Annotated in this window: 12 protein-coding genes; 10 read left to right on the forward strand and 2 right to left on the reverse strand. The window is 70.8% G+C overall.

The genetic code is table 11. From position 1 onward, the window contains the following. Positions 1–126: 126 nt before the first annotated feature. Positions 127–1,917, reverse strand: a complete 1,791-nt coding sequence (locus LUX31_RS17420) for an acyl-CoA dehydrogenase family protein (RefSeq protein ID WP_235475700.1) — start codon at positions 1,915–1,917, stop codon at positions 127–129. A 527-nt stretch (positions 1,918–2,444) separates the two neighbouring features. Here LUX31_RS17420 and LUX31_RS17425 point away from each other — a divergent pair. The 5 genes from LUX31_RS17425 to LUX31_RS17445 all read left to right on the forward strand — a co-directional run bounded on the left by LUX31_RS17425 (position 2,445) and on the right by LUX31_RS17445 (position 6,819). Continuing rightward, on the forward strand, positions 2,445–3,065 hold the full coding sequence (locus LUX31_RS17425; RefSeq protein ID WP_235479955.1) for an RNA polymerase sigma factor: 621 nt from the start codon (positions 2,445–2,447) through the stop codon (positions 3,063–3,065). Further along, positions 3,062–3,691, forward strand: a complete 630-nt coding sequence (locus tag LUX31_RS17430; protein ID WP_235475701.1) for a hypothetical protein — start codon at positions 3,062–3,064, stop codon at positions 3,689–3,691. The genes LUX31_RS17425 and LUX31_RS17430 overlap by 4 nt, the downstream gene beginning before the upstream one ends. Then, positions 3,688–5,058, forward strand: coding sequence for an acyltransferase family protein (locus tag LUX31_RS17435; RefSeq protein ID WP_235475702.1), 1,371 nt, complete (start codon positions 3,688–3,690; stop codon positions 5,056–5,058). The genes LUX31_RS17430 and LUX31_RS17435 overlap by 4 nt, the downstream gene beginning before the upstream one ends. 70 nt (positions 5,059–5,128) lie before the next feature. Next, a complete protein-coding gene (locus tag LUX31_RS17440) occupies positions 5,129–5,932 on the forward strand; it encodes an SAM-dependent methyltransferase (protein WP_235475703.1) in 804 nt (267 codons plus the stop codon). 236 nt (positions 5,933–6,168) lie between these two features. Further along, complete coding sequence (locus LUX31_RS17445) at positions 6,169–6,819, forward strand: class I SAM-dependent methyltransferase (protein ID WP_235475704.1); 651 nt, start codon at positions 6,169–6,171, stop codon at positions 6,817–6,819. Between the two features lie 5 nt (positions 6,820–6,824). On the opposite strand, the gene LUX31_RS17450 is transcribed toward LUX31_RS17445, so the two are convergent. Next, positions 6,825–11,099 carry an nSTAND1 domain-containing NTPase gene (locus LUX31_RS17450; RefSeq protein WP_235475705.1) on the reverse strand — a complete coding sequence of 1,425 codons (4,275 nt, stop codon included), beginning with the start codon at positions 11,097–11,099 and terminating at the stop codon, positions 6,825–6,827. A 287-nt stretch (positions 11,100–11,386) separates the two neighbouring features. On the opposite strand from LUX31_RS17450, the gene LUX31_RS17455 reads away from it, so the two are divergent. The 5 genes from LUX31_RS17455 (at position 11,387) to LUX31_RS17475 (ending at position 15,314) form a co-directional block, all read left to right on the forward strand. Then, positions 11,387–11,899 carry a toxin-antitoxin system HicB family antitoxin gene (locus LUX31_RS17455; RefSeq protein ID WP_235475706.1) on the forward strand — a complete coding sequence of 171 codons (513 nt, stop codon included), beginning with the start codon at positions 11,387–11,389 and terminating at the stop codon, positions 11,897–11,899. Between the two features lie 127 nt (positions 11,900–12,026). Beyond that, positions 12,027–12,875 (forward strand): DUF4097 family beta strand repeat-containing protein, encoded by an 849-nt coding sequence (locus LUX31_RS17460; RefSeq protein WP_235475707.1) that lies wholly within the window; start codon positions 12,027–12,029, stop codon positions 12,873–12,875. 89 nt (positions 12,876–12,964) lie between these two features. Beyond that, positions 12,965–13,948, forward strand: a complete 984-nt coding sequence (locus tag LUX31_RS17465) for an ATP-binding cassette domain-containing protein (RefSeq protein ID WP_235479956.1) — start codon at positions 12,965–12,967, stop codon at positions 13,946–13,948. Further along, positions 13,945–14,739, forward strand: coding sequence for an ABC transporter permease (locus tag LUX31_RS17470; protein WP_235475708.1), 795 nt, complete (start codon positions 13,945–13,947; stop codon positions 14,737–14,739). The genes LUX31_RS17465 and LUX31_RS17470 overlap by 4 nt, the downstream gene beginning before the upstream one ends. Before the next feature lie 158 nt (positions 14,740–14,897). Then, complete coding sequence (locus LUX31_RS17475) at positions 14,898–15,314, forward strand: YciI family protein (protein ID WP_235475709.1); 417 nt, start codon at positions 14,898–14,900, stop codon at positions 15,312–15,314. Position 15,315: the final 1 nt, after the last annotated feature.

Genomic DNA, 15,315 nt, shown 5'->3' on the forward strand with positions numbered 1-15,315 from the left:
AACTGAGCCTCTACCCCAACTGAGCCTCTGCCTCAATTGAGCCTCTGCCTCAACCGAGAGTCATGCGCACGTCATTCTTAGGTCAGGAGCCGCCTCGTCGCGGTTCGAGAACGCGGACCGGAAGGCTCACACACCGCTCAGCATCGGCAGCGACGACAGGTGCTCCTCCGGGACGTCGAAGGCCTGCGTCAGGGTGCTGAGGTGCGGGGCGAGCCGGGTCGTCAGGGTGTTCAGGGTCGCCGGGATCGCGCGGACCTGGTCGGCGGTGAGGGCCTGTTCGGCGAGCAGCAGACCGCTGCGGGCGCTGACCTGGCGGAGCAGGAAGAGCGCGCCGAGGTCCTCCAGGACGGCACGTGTGATCGGGTCGGAGACGCGGGCGCAAGCAGTGAGTAAGGCGTCGGCGGCCTGGCCGACCGCGTACACCTCGACGAGGTTCAGGGCGGCGTCGGACGCGTTGTTCCAGCGGCCGAGGGCGTCGCCGCCGTCTCCGCCGCGCAGGTCGCGCCGGGCGGCGAGGTGCCAGTAGCGCTCGGCGGCGGTGAGGGCACGGCGCAGCAGGCCGGGGTCGGTGAGCGGTTCGTCGCCGGTGGCGGGGACGGGCTCGGGCGCCAGCTCGTGGCCGAAGATCATCTCGGCACCGGCCTTGCACCAGATCGCCAGGTTGTCGCCCTCGGCGGTGATCGCGCCGTCCATGTTGCCGGCCAGGTCGGCGAGCCCGTTCACGAGGAACAGCCCGCGCGCGCCGCACCGTTCCCGGCTCTCGGTCGCTATCTCGCGGGCCTGCCAGGTGACCCACCCCTTGGTGACGGCGACCAGCCGTTCGGCGTCCGCGCGGCCCTCGGGCGTGTGGGTGACCCAGCGTTCGGTGGCCGCCCGGTGGAGGAAGGTCATGGCGTAGGCGGTGGCGGTGTGGTCGAGGAGGCGGGAGTGGTGGCTGCGATGGGCGGCGAGCGGGACGCGCTGCCCGGCGACCGGCCCGGAGATGTGCCGGGTGTAGGAGTACCGGACGGCTATGGCGAGTGCCGTACGGGCCACTCCGAGCCCGCTCGCACTCATGCACAGCTTGCCCGCCGTGACTCTGCTGATGGCGTGGATGAACCGTTTTCGCGGACTGCCGACGGAGCTGACGAGGGATCCGTCGGGCAGGAGCTGTCCGTGGGCACCCTGGATGAGGGCGCTGCGGGGCAGCCGTACCTGGTCGAAGTTGGTGGCGCAGTGGTCCACCGAGGTGCCGATGCGCTCGGGCAGCTGGGTGACGGTGATGCCGGGCAGGGTGCCGTACTCGTCGCTCAGCGGGGTGAGGAAGAGGAAGGCGCCCAGGTACTTGTCGTCGACGATGAGCCGCGCGGCGACCACAGCGGTCTTGGGGCCGCCCGAGGAACTGGTGTTGGGCATGTACTTCTGCGCCCCGGGGTGCGGGGTGTGGAGCACGAACTCGTCGTTCTCCCGGTCGTAGCGGGCTACGGTCTCCAGCGCCGGTACGTCGTTCCCGTGCGCGCGCTCGGTGCACAGGAACGTGCCCATGCGCGTCATGGAGGTGAAGTCCGTCAACTCGCGGGGCGGGGACACCTTGTCGTCGACGACGCTGCCGAGGAAAAGGTTGTAGTGAATCCCGGCCACGGTGACGGTGGCGCCGTCCACCGGGCAGGTCCACTCGTGCAACGCCGCAAGTCCGCGCGGGTCACTGGCGAATTCCTCGGGCGAGGAAACCTCGTCGTTCAGCGCTCGCAGCCGTTCGTAGGCGAGCTGCCAGCGTTGCTGGGTCCCGAGTCCGGGACGGTACCGGAACAGGTCGTTCGAGACCGCCTTGCGCCAGCGGCCGTGGATCTTGTTTCCGTCCGAACCGTCGCGGAAGAGGAGGCTCGTGATGGTGGCTTGATCGAGGACTGGATGGGGTGTGCGTGTCTCGGTGGTCATGATGATCAAGATGCCCATTGTGCTTCTAGGATCAACCAATAGTGACCAGGAGCACTTCAGAAATTGCCGAATATGCGGCATTAATGGACAGGAATCGGCCGAAGTGCGGCAGTGGCGATTAGACCGCCTTCGAACGCCAGATCGACCTTCACGGGGGTCCGGATTTCGCTAACCGGAATCCAGTTCGAGTGAATCGGAACGCGGGATTCCAGAGTGGCCCGTGGTGTCATCGACAGGTTCGTTCGAGGGGCGGAACGGAACGGATCCGGGGCGGATCCACCGCCTCCGGGCCTGTCCGACGCCAGCCGGATACCGGTCGGATGTCGGCCGGAATCCGTATTGCTGATGGGCGTTGCCGGTGAGTGCTGTCGATGGGCGTTGGCGGTGGGCGTTTGCCGACGGGCGTTGTCGGTGGACGTGGGTCGGCGTGGGTGGGCGTTTGCCGGTGGGCGGCTTGTAACGCTTTTCGGATCTCCGTCCAAGAACAGGTGAAGAGCGAAGGCCGCTACGAGCAGGACGCGAAGGAGATGCCAGTGGATGGTGCGGAGGCGGAAAGGTTACGGAGTGGGCCCTCCGATGCCGTCCATGACCCGGCGCTCTTCGAGGCGTTCTACCGGCGTCATGTCGACGCCGTGCTGCGGTTCGTGGCCCGACGGGTCGACGACCCCCACACGGCGGCCGACCTGACGGCCGAGATCTTCCTCGCGGTGCTCGACTCGGCCCACACGTACAAACCGCGCCTGGGCAGCGAGACGGCCTGGCTGTACGGGATCGCGCGCAACGTCGTGTCGTCGGAGCGGCGCCGGGTCGCCCGGGAGGCGGAGCGGGACCGTCGGTTCTCCGGGCGGCGGCTGCTGGAGGCCGACGACATCGCCCGCATCGAGGACAGGCTCGACGCGGAGAGTCCGGGTCGACGCGCACTGGCCGCTCTCGAACGGCTCCCCGAGGGCGAGCGGGCCGTCCTGGAGCTGATCGTGGTGGACCAGCTCACGATCCCGGAGGCGGCGTCCGCGCTGGGCATCCGCCCGGTCACGGCCAGGGTCCGACTGCACCGGGCGCGGAAGGCGCTGCGCGGGGAGGCGGGCCGGAGGGCTGTAGAGACGACGCCGGACACATCACTGCTGTACGTCAGGAAGGGCGAGGCATGAACACGAGGAGGACGTCGTTCGAGGACCGGCTGCTGAAGGAGCTGCAGCGGGAGATCGAGCTGCGGGAGAGCGTGTCGACGGAGGCCGAAACGAGTGAGGGCGGGGCGACCACCTCCGTACGGCGTCTGCTCACCCCCCGCCGGATCTCCCTCGCCGCAGCGGTCTGTGCGGTGGCCGGGCTCGCCGCGGTGGTCGTGCCCGGTTCACCGACCGACTCGGTGGCGTACGCGGTGGAGAGCCACGGGGACGGCAGTGTCACGCTCACCCTCCAGGGCGGGATCGACCTCGATGCCCAGTACGACCTCGCGCGGGAACTGCGCCCGAACGGCATCGTGGTGGACGTGGAGCTGCTCCCGCCCGGGTACACCTGCAAGCCGTGGGGCAAGGCCGCCGCCCTCCGGCTCGTGTCGGTCGGCAAGGACGACATCGTCAGTGCACCCGTCCACTCCTGGACCGTGCCCGTGCGGGTCACCCTGAGCCGGGGGAACGTGCTGGTCTTCGAGAACAGTGAGGGCAGCGCCGAACCGCAGGCGGTACACGCATACGAGATCGACCGGTACACGCTCGACTCCTCCACGACCGAGACCGAGTCCGAGCCCTGCGTCCCCGTGAAGCCCACCCCATGACCGCCCCGCCGAGCCCGTCGCAGGGGCGGGTGGGCCGACTGGGCTGGCTGGACGCCCTGCGGGGCATCGCGGCGCTCGTCGTCGTGTTCGACCACTCGGCGTACTCGTTCCTGCCGGAGTTCCGCCGGGAGCTGGTCCCCGAGTTCAACACCAGCCGGTACGGCATCATGGTGTTCTTCCTGGTCAGCGGCTACATCATCCCGGCGTCGCTCGAACGCCGGGGCAGTGTACGGACGTTCTGGATCGGGCGGGTCTTCCGCATCTACCCCCTGTGCGTGGCGGCCATCGCGACCGTCCTCGTCCTCGGCCTCCTCGGGATCGCGGAGCCGCGTACCGACCTCGGCGCCGCCACCACCGCCCTCGCCCATCTCACCCTGTTCCAGGAGCTGTTGGGCACCCCCAACCTCCTCCTCGTGCTGTGGACGCTCTCCTACGAGATGGCGTTCTACCTCCTGGTCGTCGCCCTCTTCACGGTCCGCCGGCACGAACGGCCGGCGCCGGTCGCCGTCACCCTGGCCGTGCTCGCCGCCGTGAGCGTGGCGACCGGGGTCGTGCTCCCGGTCTCCGCCCTCTCCGACGCGGTCGGCACCGGCACCCTGGTCACGCTCACCGCGATCGCCCTGACGGCAGCCATCTGCTGTACGAGCGCCAGGTCGCCCCGGCTCCAGGTGTTCGGGGGCGGGGTGGGCGCGGCCCTCGCCCTCGTGCTGGTCCTCTTCAACGGCACGGTCCCGGTGTGGGAGGGCCTGGTGATCCTCGCCGTGATGTTCCTCGGCACGGTCGTCCACCGGGCCGAACACGGCCGGAGCAGCTGGTGGTACGCGGCCTGTATGGCCGTCGTGGTCGTCGTCTGCGCCGTGGGGAGCGCGTACGGGCACGGCGACGGGTCCCAGTTCACACGGCGCGGCTGGATCACGGCGTTCCTGCTGGCCGTCCTCACCTTCGGCACCGGACTGGCGCTGCGCCACCGCCGTGTACCGCTCCTGCTGATCGGCCTGGGCACGATCAGCTATTCGGTCTACCTGCTGCACCCACTGCTGCTGATGGCGAGCGACGGCACGATCGGCCGACAGCGGCACAACACTCCCCTGCTCGAAGTGGCCTTCTTCGCCGTCCTGTTGCCGCTGTGCGTACTGAGCTACCGGTACATCGAGGCACCGGGGCAGGCACTGGGCCGGAGGCTGGCGAGACGGCGCCCGAAGAGATCCGGGCAGAGCGGGTCCGCTGCGAGCGGGTCGGGTGCCGACGGCGATCGAATACGTCGGCGCGCGGTGGAGACGGCGACGGCAGGGAGAGGCCGGAGCGATGCCGACGTGCCTCGTCGAGTCCCTGTCGCCGTGAACTACCCTCACGAAAACGGAAGTTGAAACTGAGGCCGAGGCCGATACAGAAGCCGACACCGAAGTCGACACCGAAGCCGACCGGGAGGACCGCAGGGTGAGCCAGGATCACGTCCGGATCGAGGACATCGACACCAGCAGGCCGCACCCTGCCCGGATCTACGACTATCTGCTGGGCGGCAAGGACAACTACGTGGTCGACCAGCAGGCCGGGGAGGCGCTGGCCGCCGCCGCGCCCGAGGTGCGGATCGGGCTGCGGGCCAACCGTGCCTTCATGCGGCGCGCGGTCCGGCACGTGGTCGGCAACGGCGTACGCCAGATCCTCGACATCGGCACCGGCCTGCCCACCTCACCGAATGTGCACGAGGTGGCCCAGGGGCTGGTGCCGGAGGTGCGGGTCGCGTACGTCGACAACGACCCGATCGTGAAGGCACACGCCGACGCGCTGCTCAGCCGCTCGGGCGGCGGGACCAGCACGGCGCTCGCGGATCTGCGCGACCCACGAGCCGTTCTGGAGCACCCGGACGTCCGCCGGATCATCGACTTCGCCGAGCCGGTCGCGCTACTCCTGGTGGCCGTGGTCCACTTCCTCGCCGACGCGGACAAGCCCGGGGAGATCCTCGCCACCCTGCGCGACGCACTGCCGGCCGGCAGCTTCCTGGTCCTCTCGCACGCCACGGGCGACTTCGCGGACCGCACGGACGCCCAGGCCGAGTACAGCAGAAAGGCCACCGCCACCCTGAACCTGCGCCCGCGCGCGGAGGTGGAGCGGTTCTTCGACGGCTTCGAACTGGTCGAACCCGGCCTGACCCAGGTCCCGTTCTGGCGCCCCGACGGCCCGCCGACGGAGGGGTCCGAGGAGATCGGCATCTACGGGGGTGTGGCCCGCAGGACCAGGTGATCCAGAGGGCCTGGGGGGCTTGGCAAATCTGGACAACCGGTTCACGGTGGCGGTTGCCGGTGGTCGAGGACCCTGCGGTTCGTGCTCGACGCGGCGAGTTCGCACTACGGCGGCCCGGCCGCCGCGATCATCTGCGGCGACGCTGCCGCCCCGCGCGACCCCGGTGAACCCCTTCCTGGATTCCGGCCGGTAGCCGGCCTGGAACCCGGTCTGCCGGAACCGCTAGCTTCGAGGGCATGACAATCGAGGACGAAGCCCTTCTGGCCGAGCAGATTGCCTACTACCGGGCCCGCGCCCCCGAGTACGACCGGGTCTACGCCGAGCGCGAGGACCTGCGCCAGCTGCTGACCGAGGTCGACGGCCTCCCGATCACCGGGGACGTCCTGGAGCTGGCCTGCGGAACGGGTCAGTGGACCCGGGTGCTGGCCGCGCGGGCGCGCTCGGTGACCGCGGTCGACTCCTCGCCCGAGGTACTGGAGATCGCCCGGGAACGGGCCGCCTTCGCCAACGTCCGGTTCGCCCCGGCCGACGTGTTCGACTGGCAGCCGCCGCGCCGCTACGACACGGTCTTCTTCGCCTTCTGGCTCTCCCATGTGCCGCTGTCCCGGCTGGGCGCCTTCTGGGACACCGTCGCCTCCGCACTCGCACCGCACGGCAGGGCGGTCTTCGTCGACGAGGGTCCCGCCGAGGTCACACCGGAGGAGGTCGCCTCGAAGGTCCGTCGGCTCGACGACGGACGCCGGTTCCGTATCGAGAAGGTCCTCCACTCCCCGGACACGCTCACCGACCGGCTCGCCGCCCTCGGCTGGTCGGCGGACGTCCGCCCCCGGGGAGACTTCGTCGTCGGAGTCGCCCGCCCGACGCCGATGCCTACGACGGTGCCGTAGGGGCCTCAACTCCCGCACGGTGGCCGGTACTTCCACTGTGGGAAGTACTGGCGCCATTCGGTGCGGGTGATCGTCGGATAGGCCGTGGCGCAGATCCGTTCGGCGACGCGGTCGATGTCGGGGTCCCAGAGGAGGGCGGTCCAGTCCTCGCTGCCGGTGGCGAGGGTGCGGCCGTCGGGGCTGAAGGCGAGGGTGTCCACCGGCTTGGTGTGGGCGGCCAGCAGCACCGGTTCGCGGACCTCGCCGCCGGCTGAAAGCCCGTACAGCCGCACCCTCTTGTCGGCGCTCGCGGCGGCCAGCGTCCGGCCGTTCGGCGCGAAGGCGACGGACATGACGCCGTCGGTGTAGCCGGTGAGACGGTCGTAGGAGAGGGGGTGGCGGGGGTCGTCGATGCTCCACAGTCGTACGGTGCGGTCCTCGCTGCCGGTGGCCAACGTGCGGCCGTCGGGCGTGAAGGCGACCGACTTCACGGCGCCGGTGTGGCCGGTGAGGACCGACAGCCGGGCGGGGTGGCGTCGGCGGGTGACGTTCCAGAGGGTGGCCGTACGGTTCCGGCCGGCCACTGCCAGGGTGCGGCCGTCGGGCGCGAACGCCACGGAGTCGACGGCGCCGGTCAGCCGCAGGGCGGACAGCGGGCGTGGGCTGCGTACGTCGGTGGTGTTCCAGATGCGTACGGTGCCCTGCTCGCCGCCGGTGGCGAGGGTGCGCCCGTCGGGGCTGAAGGCGAGCGTGTTGACGTGATCGATCCGGGCGGGGACCGCGCTGAGGAGCCGGGACGGGGCGTCCGCTCCCGGGGCCCACATCCTGAGGGTGCCGTCGGCGCTGGCGCTGGCGAGAGTGCGGCCGTCGGGGCGGAAGGCGACCGAGTTGACGGGGCCGGTATGGCCGGTGAGCGGGGGGAGTTCGCGTGGGCGGCTCCGGTCGGCGAGGTTCCAGAGGCGTACGACGCGGTCGTAGCTGGCGGTGGCGAGGAGCCGGCCGTCGGGGCTGAAGGCGACGGAGTAGAGCGAGCTGGTGGCGCCGGTCAGGGCAGGGCCGGGCAGATCCCAGAGCCGGGTGCTCTGGTCCTCGCTGCCGCTGGCCAACGTGCGCCCGCCGGGCCCGAAGGCCAGCGCCCGGACGCTCCCGGTGTGCCCGGTGAGCACGGCCGCTTCCCGAACGGACCCGTCATCGTCACCGTTGATGTCCCATCTTCGTACGGTGCCGTCGGTGCCGCCGGTGGCCAGCTGCCGCCCGTCGGGACTGAAGGCGACGGCGTTGACGGCATCGGTGTGCGTGGCGAGCACCTGCGTCTGCCGGGGTCGAGTGGCCTGCCCCACGTCCCAGAGCCGCGCGGTGAAGTCGGCGCCGCCGGTGGCGAGTTGACGTCCGTCGGGGGCGAACGCCATCGCGTTCACGGGGCCGGTGTGGGCGGTGGGGGTGGCTTGGGAGGCGGGGGAAGGTTGGGGTGTGGGGGCAGGTTGGGGTGTGGGGGCGGTCTGGTCGGCCCAGTCGGCTCCGCCTGCCTCGCCGGGCAGGCCCGTCCGTCCCGGTGTCGTCGACAGTCGGCGTAGGCGTGGTTGTCCGCTCGACTCCGCCAGCTCCCACAGACGTACCGCGCCGTCTTCGTGCCCCGTGGCCAGGGTGCGGCCGTCCCGGTGGAACGCGGCGGCGGTGATGTCGGGGCCCGCGTCCAAGGTCGCAAGGGTGTGCGGGCTGCGGGGGTTCGACAGTTGCCAGACCCGGATTCCGTCGCGGGCGGCGGTGGTGAGGGTGAGCGTGTGGCTGCGGCCTTCGGGGGCGAATCCCAGCCCCACCACCGGACCGGCGCCGCCCGGCAGGCGGGTCGCGAGCCGGGGGTGTCGTACGTCGCCGATGTCCCACAGCCCTACCGTGCCCTCCTCGCCCCCGGCTGCCAGCAGCCGCCCGTCGGGGCTGACGGCGACCGTGCGTACGGTGCCGCCGACGCGGCCCAGGGTGACCGGCTCGGCCGGTCTGTGCGGGTCGGGCACGCCCTGTAATCGCACGGTCCCGTCGGCGTCGCCGGTGACCAGGACGCGGCCGTCGGGTCTGAACGCCAGTGCGGTGACGGCACCCTGACGGCCCGTCAACTGAGTTGCGTACGGGGTCGCGAAGGTGCTGAGTACGCTGCCGCGCGCCTCGGGGGTGGGCGACAAACGGTAGGCGGCCAGGCTGAGTTGGGCGGCCAGGGCCGGGTTGACTCCGCGCAGTGCGGCCGCCCGTTCGGCGGCCCGCTGCGAACCGACGACGTCGCGCTGCTGGTCCGCCGCCCGCTGTGCCCGTACCGCCAGTGCCGCTGTCGTCGTGGTCAGCACGAGCAGGACGCTCAGCAGCCCCACGCCCAGGCGCCGGAACCGGGCCCGGCGCCGTACCGCCGCGTGCTCCGCCGCCCGGGCGGCCAGACCTGCGTCGAGGAACTCCCGCTCCGGTACGGACATCGTCGTACGGTCGAGTCCGGCGGCCAGGGCGAGACGGGTACCTCGGTACAGCGCTCCGGGTTCGCGTCCGAGCGCCTCCCAGGTCTGGGCCGCGTCGGTGAGACGACGCGCGGTCCGGGTGGCCTCACGGTCCTCGGTCAGCCAGCCGTGCAGCCGGGGCCAGCATCGGATCAGCGCTTCGTGGGCCAGCTCCACGCGGTCGCGGTCCAGGGTGAGGAGGCGTGCGCGCGCTGCCAGGTCGAGTACGGCACGGATCTCGCCGACGCAGGGGTCGGCACCGGTGCCAGTGCCAGTGCCAACATCACGACCTGCACTGGCGCCACCACCAGCACCGGTGTCACCGCCGCGACCGGCGCTGGTACCGCCGCCACGACCGGCACCACCAGCGCCAACCCTGCCTCCGCCGCCACGACCGGCACCACCAGCGCCAGCCCTGCCTCCGCCGCCACTCGCACCAGCCCCATCTCCGCCCCCGCCCCCGCCCCCGCCTTCACCCTCGCCACCGGCCCGATTGCCGTCACCGACCCCGCCGCCCTCACCCGCTCCCGCCGCCCCCGCCGCCCCGGTCGGCCCAGCCAACCCGTCCAGCTCCTCCAACCGCGCCGGGCGCCGGGTGTCCTCCGTGCCGTCCCCCAGCGCCGTCAGCCGTACGAACACCTGGCGGGCCAACTGCTGCCGCCCCGGGGCCAGTTCCTGGTAGAACTCCTCGGCCGTGCGCGCCAGGGCGCCCTCCAGGCCGCCCGCCGCCTCGAACGCGTCCCGGGTCAGCGCGTTGCCGCGTCGGCGCCGCCAGGTCTGGAGCAGGGCGTGGGACAGGAGGGGCAGTACGCCCGCCTGGCCGTGGGCCTGTGCGATGAGGGTCGTCAGGAGGGCGCCCTCGATGGTCAGTCCGGCCCGTTGCGCGGGCTGCACCACGGCACGGCGCAGCTCGTCCAGGCTCATCGGCCCGACCGGTACCTGCGCGTCGCGCATCGCCTCGACCAGGGGCGCGTGGTGGGTGCAGTGGGCGTAGAAGTCGGCGCGGGCTCCCAGGGCGACGCGGCATCGGCCACTGGCATCCGAGGTGGCGGAGACGAGCGCCTCGATGAAACGGTCGCGCTCGGCGGTGTCCTGGCAGAGGGTGAACGTCTCCTCGAACTGGTCTACCACCAGCACGAGTTCGCCGTCGGCCGCACCGGGCCGCAGCGCGGTGATCTGCCGTACCAGGCGCCCCAGGTTCTCCGGGTTCTCCCTCAACTCCCCGTACAGCGCACCCGGCATGAGACCCGCCATCGCCCCGAGCCGTACGGCGCACTCCTCCAACGGCCGTGCCCCCGGCGTCAGTACGACCACCGTCGTCGCGGCGGCGGCCTCAAGACGCGGGACCAGCCCGGCCCGCAGCAACGACGACTTGCCCGAGCCCGAGGCCCCGATCACCACCACGAACCGCTGCCGCTCCAGCCGCCCGACCAACTCCTCCAGCAGCCGCTCCCGCCCGAAGAACCACTCCGAGTCCTCCTCCCGGAACGACCGCAGTCCGGCGTACGGAGGAGGCTGGTCGTCCTCCTCCGCCGGGCCGGAAGCCGGATACTCCTCGCCGAGAAGCACCGCCGCCTCGCGCCAGAGCTGCTCCCATTCCTCGACGTCCCCGTCGCAGGCCCGCACGTACGCCAGCGTCACCGCCAGTGTCGGCAGCCGCTGCCCGGAGGCGGCTGAGGACAGCGTCGAGATCGAATAGTGCGCCTGCTCCGCCAGTCTCCGGTACGGCGGATTCCCCGCCTTCCGTCTCAACTGCCGCAGTCCTGCGGCGAATTCGACTAACGGACCGTCCCCCGCGTCCAGCGGTCGCTCCCTGCGCGGCATCGCCGCACCTCCCCGATGGTCCCCGCAGCTCCTCGTGACTCCCCGTTCCCCCGTGTCACGGCTCGCGCGGCGCGTCGCATTTTTCAGGACTTGTTTGTTCGACACCAGGCTTCGAACACGAACAACGCGCGAGCCGCCACATGTGGAGGTGTGGAGTACACCTTCTTCCAGTTCTTCCAGTTCTTCCAGCGCAATCGTGGCGCCGCGTGGTGCCATGTGACGCCAAGTGGTGCCACTCGACACCACCAACACTTGCCTAGGTGCCACATCGGTGCCACAATGGCGTCATGGACCTCACACCGTACGTCGACTCCCTCCGCCGCGAACTCGCGGTGGCCGCCGAAGCCGGTGGCGACGAAGCCCGCGAGCTGGCCGAGAGGCTGACCGCGCCCCTGCAGTCGGCGACCCGGCTGACCATGCTCAACGTGCTCTCCGCCGCGATGGACGAGATCACCCGTGAACTCGCCCCCGGCTCGGTCGACGTACGGCTGCGCGGCCTCGACCCCGACTTCGTGGTGACGCTGCCGCCCGCCTACGACCGCGCCCCCGAGGAACCGGCCGCACCCGCCGAACCCCTCAGGGCCCCGGCCGACGGCGACGAGGGCGGCATCGCCCGCGTCAACCTGCGACTGCCGGCCCACCTCAAGGCCCGCGCGGAGGAGGCCGCGACCCGCGAGGGCCTGTCGGTCAACGCGTGGCTGGTGCGCGCTGTGTCGGCCGCGGTCGACGGAGGCACCCGGCCACGTACACCGGAGAAGGCCCAGACCGTCGGACAGAGCTTCACCGGCTGGGTGCGCTAACCGCGTTCCCACGCGCACCCCACACCACCGCACCCACATCACCTCACCTCACCTCACCTACATCACCTCACCCACACCACGTCCCACCAGCGGGGACGTCTCCAGGACCCAAGAGGACGGGACAGCCATGCCTTCTTTCGACACTCCCGAAGCGATCTCGGTCACGGCGCGCGTGGAGGCCGGTTCCATCCAGTTCACCGCGGGCGACCGCCTCGACACGGTCGTCGAGGTGCGGCCCCGCGACCCGAAGAAGGACCTGGACGTAAAGGCGGCCGACCAGACCGAGGTCACGTACGCGGGCGGCACACTGACCGTCCGTACGCCCAAGGGCAATCTGCTCGGCCTCGGCCGTACCGGCACGGTCGACGTGACGGTCGACCTGCCCACGGGCTCACGCGTCGACATGACCGGCTCCTGGGCCCAGGTGTTCGGCGAGGGCCGGCTCGGCGAGGTCCGCGTGAAGACCTCGGCCGGCGACGTCCGCCTCGACACGACCGGCCCACTGCACCTGACCGCGGCGCACGGCTCGATCACCGTCGACCGGATCGAGGGCACGGCCGAGATCACCACCAGCTCCGGCAGTCTGCGCGTCGGCCTCGTCGACGGCTCCGCCGTCCTGAGGAACTCGCACGGCACCACGACCGTCGGCGCCGCGACCGGCGAACTGCGGGTGAACGGCTCCAACGGCGACATCGAGATCCGGCGCGCCGAGGACTCCGTCACCGCCACCACCGCCCACGGCACCCTGCGCGTGGACGAAGTGGCCCGTGGCGAGGTCCAGTTGGAGACCGCCTTCGGCGCGATCGACATCGGCGTACGCGAGGGCACGGCCGCCTGGCTCGACGTCAGCTCGACCTCCGGCCAGGTACGCAACACGCTCACCGCGTCCGACAGCCCGGGGCAGACCGAGGACACCGTCAGGATCCGCGCCCGCACCCGGTACGGCAACATCGACGTCCGCCGCGCCAAGGCCTGAGCACCTTCAACACCCCCAACACCCCCAACTCCCGCTTCACTCCCACCACTTCAGCCTTCTCCCAGGAGGGCCACATGCCTTCATCTGTCATGCCCACGTCCAATGCATCCGATACGTCCAGTGCTACCGCCGCCGCCATCTCCACCCTCGGTCTGCGCAAGTCGTACGGCGACAAGACCGTCCTCGACGGCATCGACCTGCGCATCCCCACCGGGTCCGTCTTCGCGCTCCTCGGCCCGAACGGCGCCGGCAAGACCACCGCCGTAAAGATCCTCTCCACCCTCATAACCCCCGACGGCGGACAGGCCCAGGTCGCGGGCCACGACATCGCCACGTCACCGGACGGGGTCCGGGCCGCGATCGGCGTCACCGGCCAGTTCTCCGCCGTGGACGGCCTGATCACCGGCGAGGAGAACATGCTCCTCATGGCCGACCTCCACCACCTGCCCAAGCAGGAAGGGCGGAAGGCCGCCGCCGAGCTGCTGGAGCGGTTCGATCTGACGGAAGCCGCGACCAAGCCCGCCTCCACCTACTCCGGCGGCATGAAGCGCCGCCTCGACCTCGCCATGACCCTCGTCGGCAACCCGCGGATCATCTTCCTCGACGAGCCGACCACCGGCCTCGACCCGCGTTCCCGGCACACCATGTGGCAGATCATCCGCGGGCTGGTCGCGGACGGGGTGACGGTCTTCCTCACCACCCAGTACCTCGAAGAAGCCGACGAACTCGCCGACCGCATCGCGGTGTTGAACGACGGCAAGATCGCCGCCGAGGGCACCGCGGAGGAGCTGAAGCGGCTCATCCCCGGCGGGCACGTCCGCCTCCGGTTCACCGACCCCGACGCCTACCGCTCCGCCGCCACCGCCCTGCGCGAAGTCACCCGCGACGACGAGGCACTCGCCCTCCAGATCCCCAGCGACGGCAGCCAGCGCGAACTGCGGTCCCTGCTCGACTGGTTGGACTCGACCGGCGTCGAGGCGGACGAACTGACCGTGCACACACCGGACTTGGACGACGTGTTCTTCGCCCTGACGGGCCCCGCCGCCCACTCCACCAAGGAGAACGTCCGATGAGTAGTGCCCTCACCCTCGCCGTACGCGACTCGAACACGATGCTGCGCCGCAACCTGCTCCACGTCCGCCGCTACCCGTCGCTCACCCTGAACCTGCTGCTGACACCGGTCATGCTGCTCCTGCTCTTCGTCTACATCTTCGGCGGCGCGATGAGCGCGGGTATGGGCAGTGGCGGGTCGGACCGCTCCGCCTACATCGCGTATCTCGTGCCGGGCATCCTGCTGATGACCATCGGCTCCACCACGATCGGCACGGCCGTGTCCGTCTCCATGGACATGAACGAGGGGATCATCGCCCGCTTCCGTACGATGGCGATCCACCGCGGATCCGTGCTCATCGGGCACGTCGTCGGCAGCGTGTTGCAGGTGCTCGCCAGCCTGGTCCTGGTCGGCGCGGTCGGTGTGGCCATAGGCTTCCGCTCCACCGACGCGACGGCCCTGGAATGGCTGGCCGCGTTCGGACTGCTCGTACTGTTCGCCCTGGCGCTGACCTGGATCGCGGTCGGGATGGGTCTGTCCAGCCCGAACCCCGAGGCGGCCAGCAACACGGCGATGCCGTTGATCTTCCTGCCGCTGATCTCCAGTACGTTCGTGCCGATCGACGCGATGCCGGGCTGGTTCCAGCCGGTCGCGGAGTACCAGCCGTTCACGCCGGCCATCGAGACCCTGCGCGGCCTGCTGCTCGGCACGGAGATCGGCGACAACGGCTGGATCGCCGTCGCCTGGTGCCTGGCGCTGGCCGCGCTCGGCTACTACTGGTCGAAGTCACTGTTCGACCGTGACGCGAAGTAGAAGCAGAAGCAGAAGCAGAAGCAGAAGCAGCGGACGCGGTCGGATGAAACGGCCGCAAAAAAACTTCGGCCGACGATGTCGAGAACCCGCGCCCCGCTCCGTCCCAGGTGTGAACGCGACCAGAATGGGCCGCACCAGCACATCCCAGGAGACACACCATGGCCAAGTACCTGCTGCTCAAGCACTACCGAGGCGCCCCGGCCGCCGTCAACGACGTGCCCATGGACCGGTGGACGCAGGACGAGATCACGGCGCACATCCAGTACATGCGGGACTTCGCGGACCGGCTCGAGAAGACGGGCGAGTTCGTCGACGGTGAGGCGCTGGCCCCCGAGGGGGCGTGGGTCCGGTACGACGGTGAGGGGCGCCCGCCGGTCACCGACGGCCCGTTCGCGGAGACCAAGGACCTGATCGCCGGCTGGATGATCATCGACGTCGACACCTACGACCGTGCCGTCGAACTGGCCGGGGAACTGTCGGCCGCCCCCGGAGCGGGCGGCAAGCCGATCCACGAGTGGCTGGAGGTACGCCCGTTCCTGGCCGCGCCTCCCACCATCCCGGAGTGCCCGCACTAAT

It is taken from the genome of Streptomyces sp. GQFP (assembly GCF_021545335.1).
Taxonomy (GTDB): Bacteria; Actinomycetota; Actinomycetes; order Streptomycetales; family Streptomycetaceae; genus Streptomyces.

Excerpts from the sequence above, each read along its gene's own strand:
- LUX31_RS17420 (WP_235475700.1), bottom strand. The coding sequence starts at position 1,917 with ATGACCACCGAGACACGCACACCCCATCCAGTCCTCGATCAAGCCACC.
- LUX31_RS17425 (WP_235479955.1), top strand. The coding sequence starts at position 2,445 with ATGCCAGTGGATGGTGCGGAGGCGGAAAGGTTACGGAGTGGGCCCTCC.
- LUX31_RS17430 (WP_235475701.1), top strand. The coding sequence starts at position 3,062 with ATGAACACGAGGAGGACGTCGTTCGAGGACCGGCTGCTGAAGGAGCTG.
- LUX31_RS17435 (WP_235475702.1), top strand. The coding sequence starts at position 3,688 with ATGACCGCCCCGCCGAGCCCGTCGCAGGGGCGGGTGGGCCGACTGGGC.
- LUX31_RS17445 (WP_235475704.1), top strand. The coding sequence starts at position 6,169 with ATGACAATCGAGGACGAAGCCCTTCTGGCCGAGCAGATTGCCTACTAC.
- LUX31_RS17450 (WP_235475705.1), bottom strand. The coding sequence starts at position 11,099 with ATGCCGCGCAGGGAGCGACCGCTGGACGCGGGGGACGGTCCGTTAGTC.
- LUX31_RS17455 (WP_235475706.1), top strand. The coding sequence starts at position 11,387 with ATGGACCTCACACCGTACGTCGACTCCCTCCGCCGCGAACTCGCGGTG.
- LUX31_RS17460 (WP_235475707.1), top strand. The coding sequence starts at position 12,027 with ATGCCTTCTTTCGACACTCCCGAAGCGATCTCGGTCACGGCGCGCGTG.
- LUX31_RS17465 (WP_235479956.1), top strand. The coding sequence starts at position 12,965 with ATGCCCACGTCCAATGCATCCGATACGTCCAGTGCTACCGCCGCCGCC.
- LUX31_RS17470 (WP_235475708.1), top strand. The coding sequence starts at position 13,945 with ATGAGTAGTGCCCTCACCCTCGCCGTACGCGACTCGAACACGATGCTG.
- LUX31_RS17475 (WP_235475709.1), top strand. The coding sequence starts at position 14,898 with ATGGCCAAGTACCTGCTGCTCAAGCACTACCGAGGCGCCCCGGCCGCC.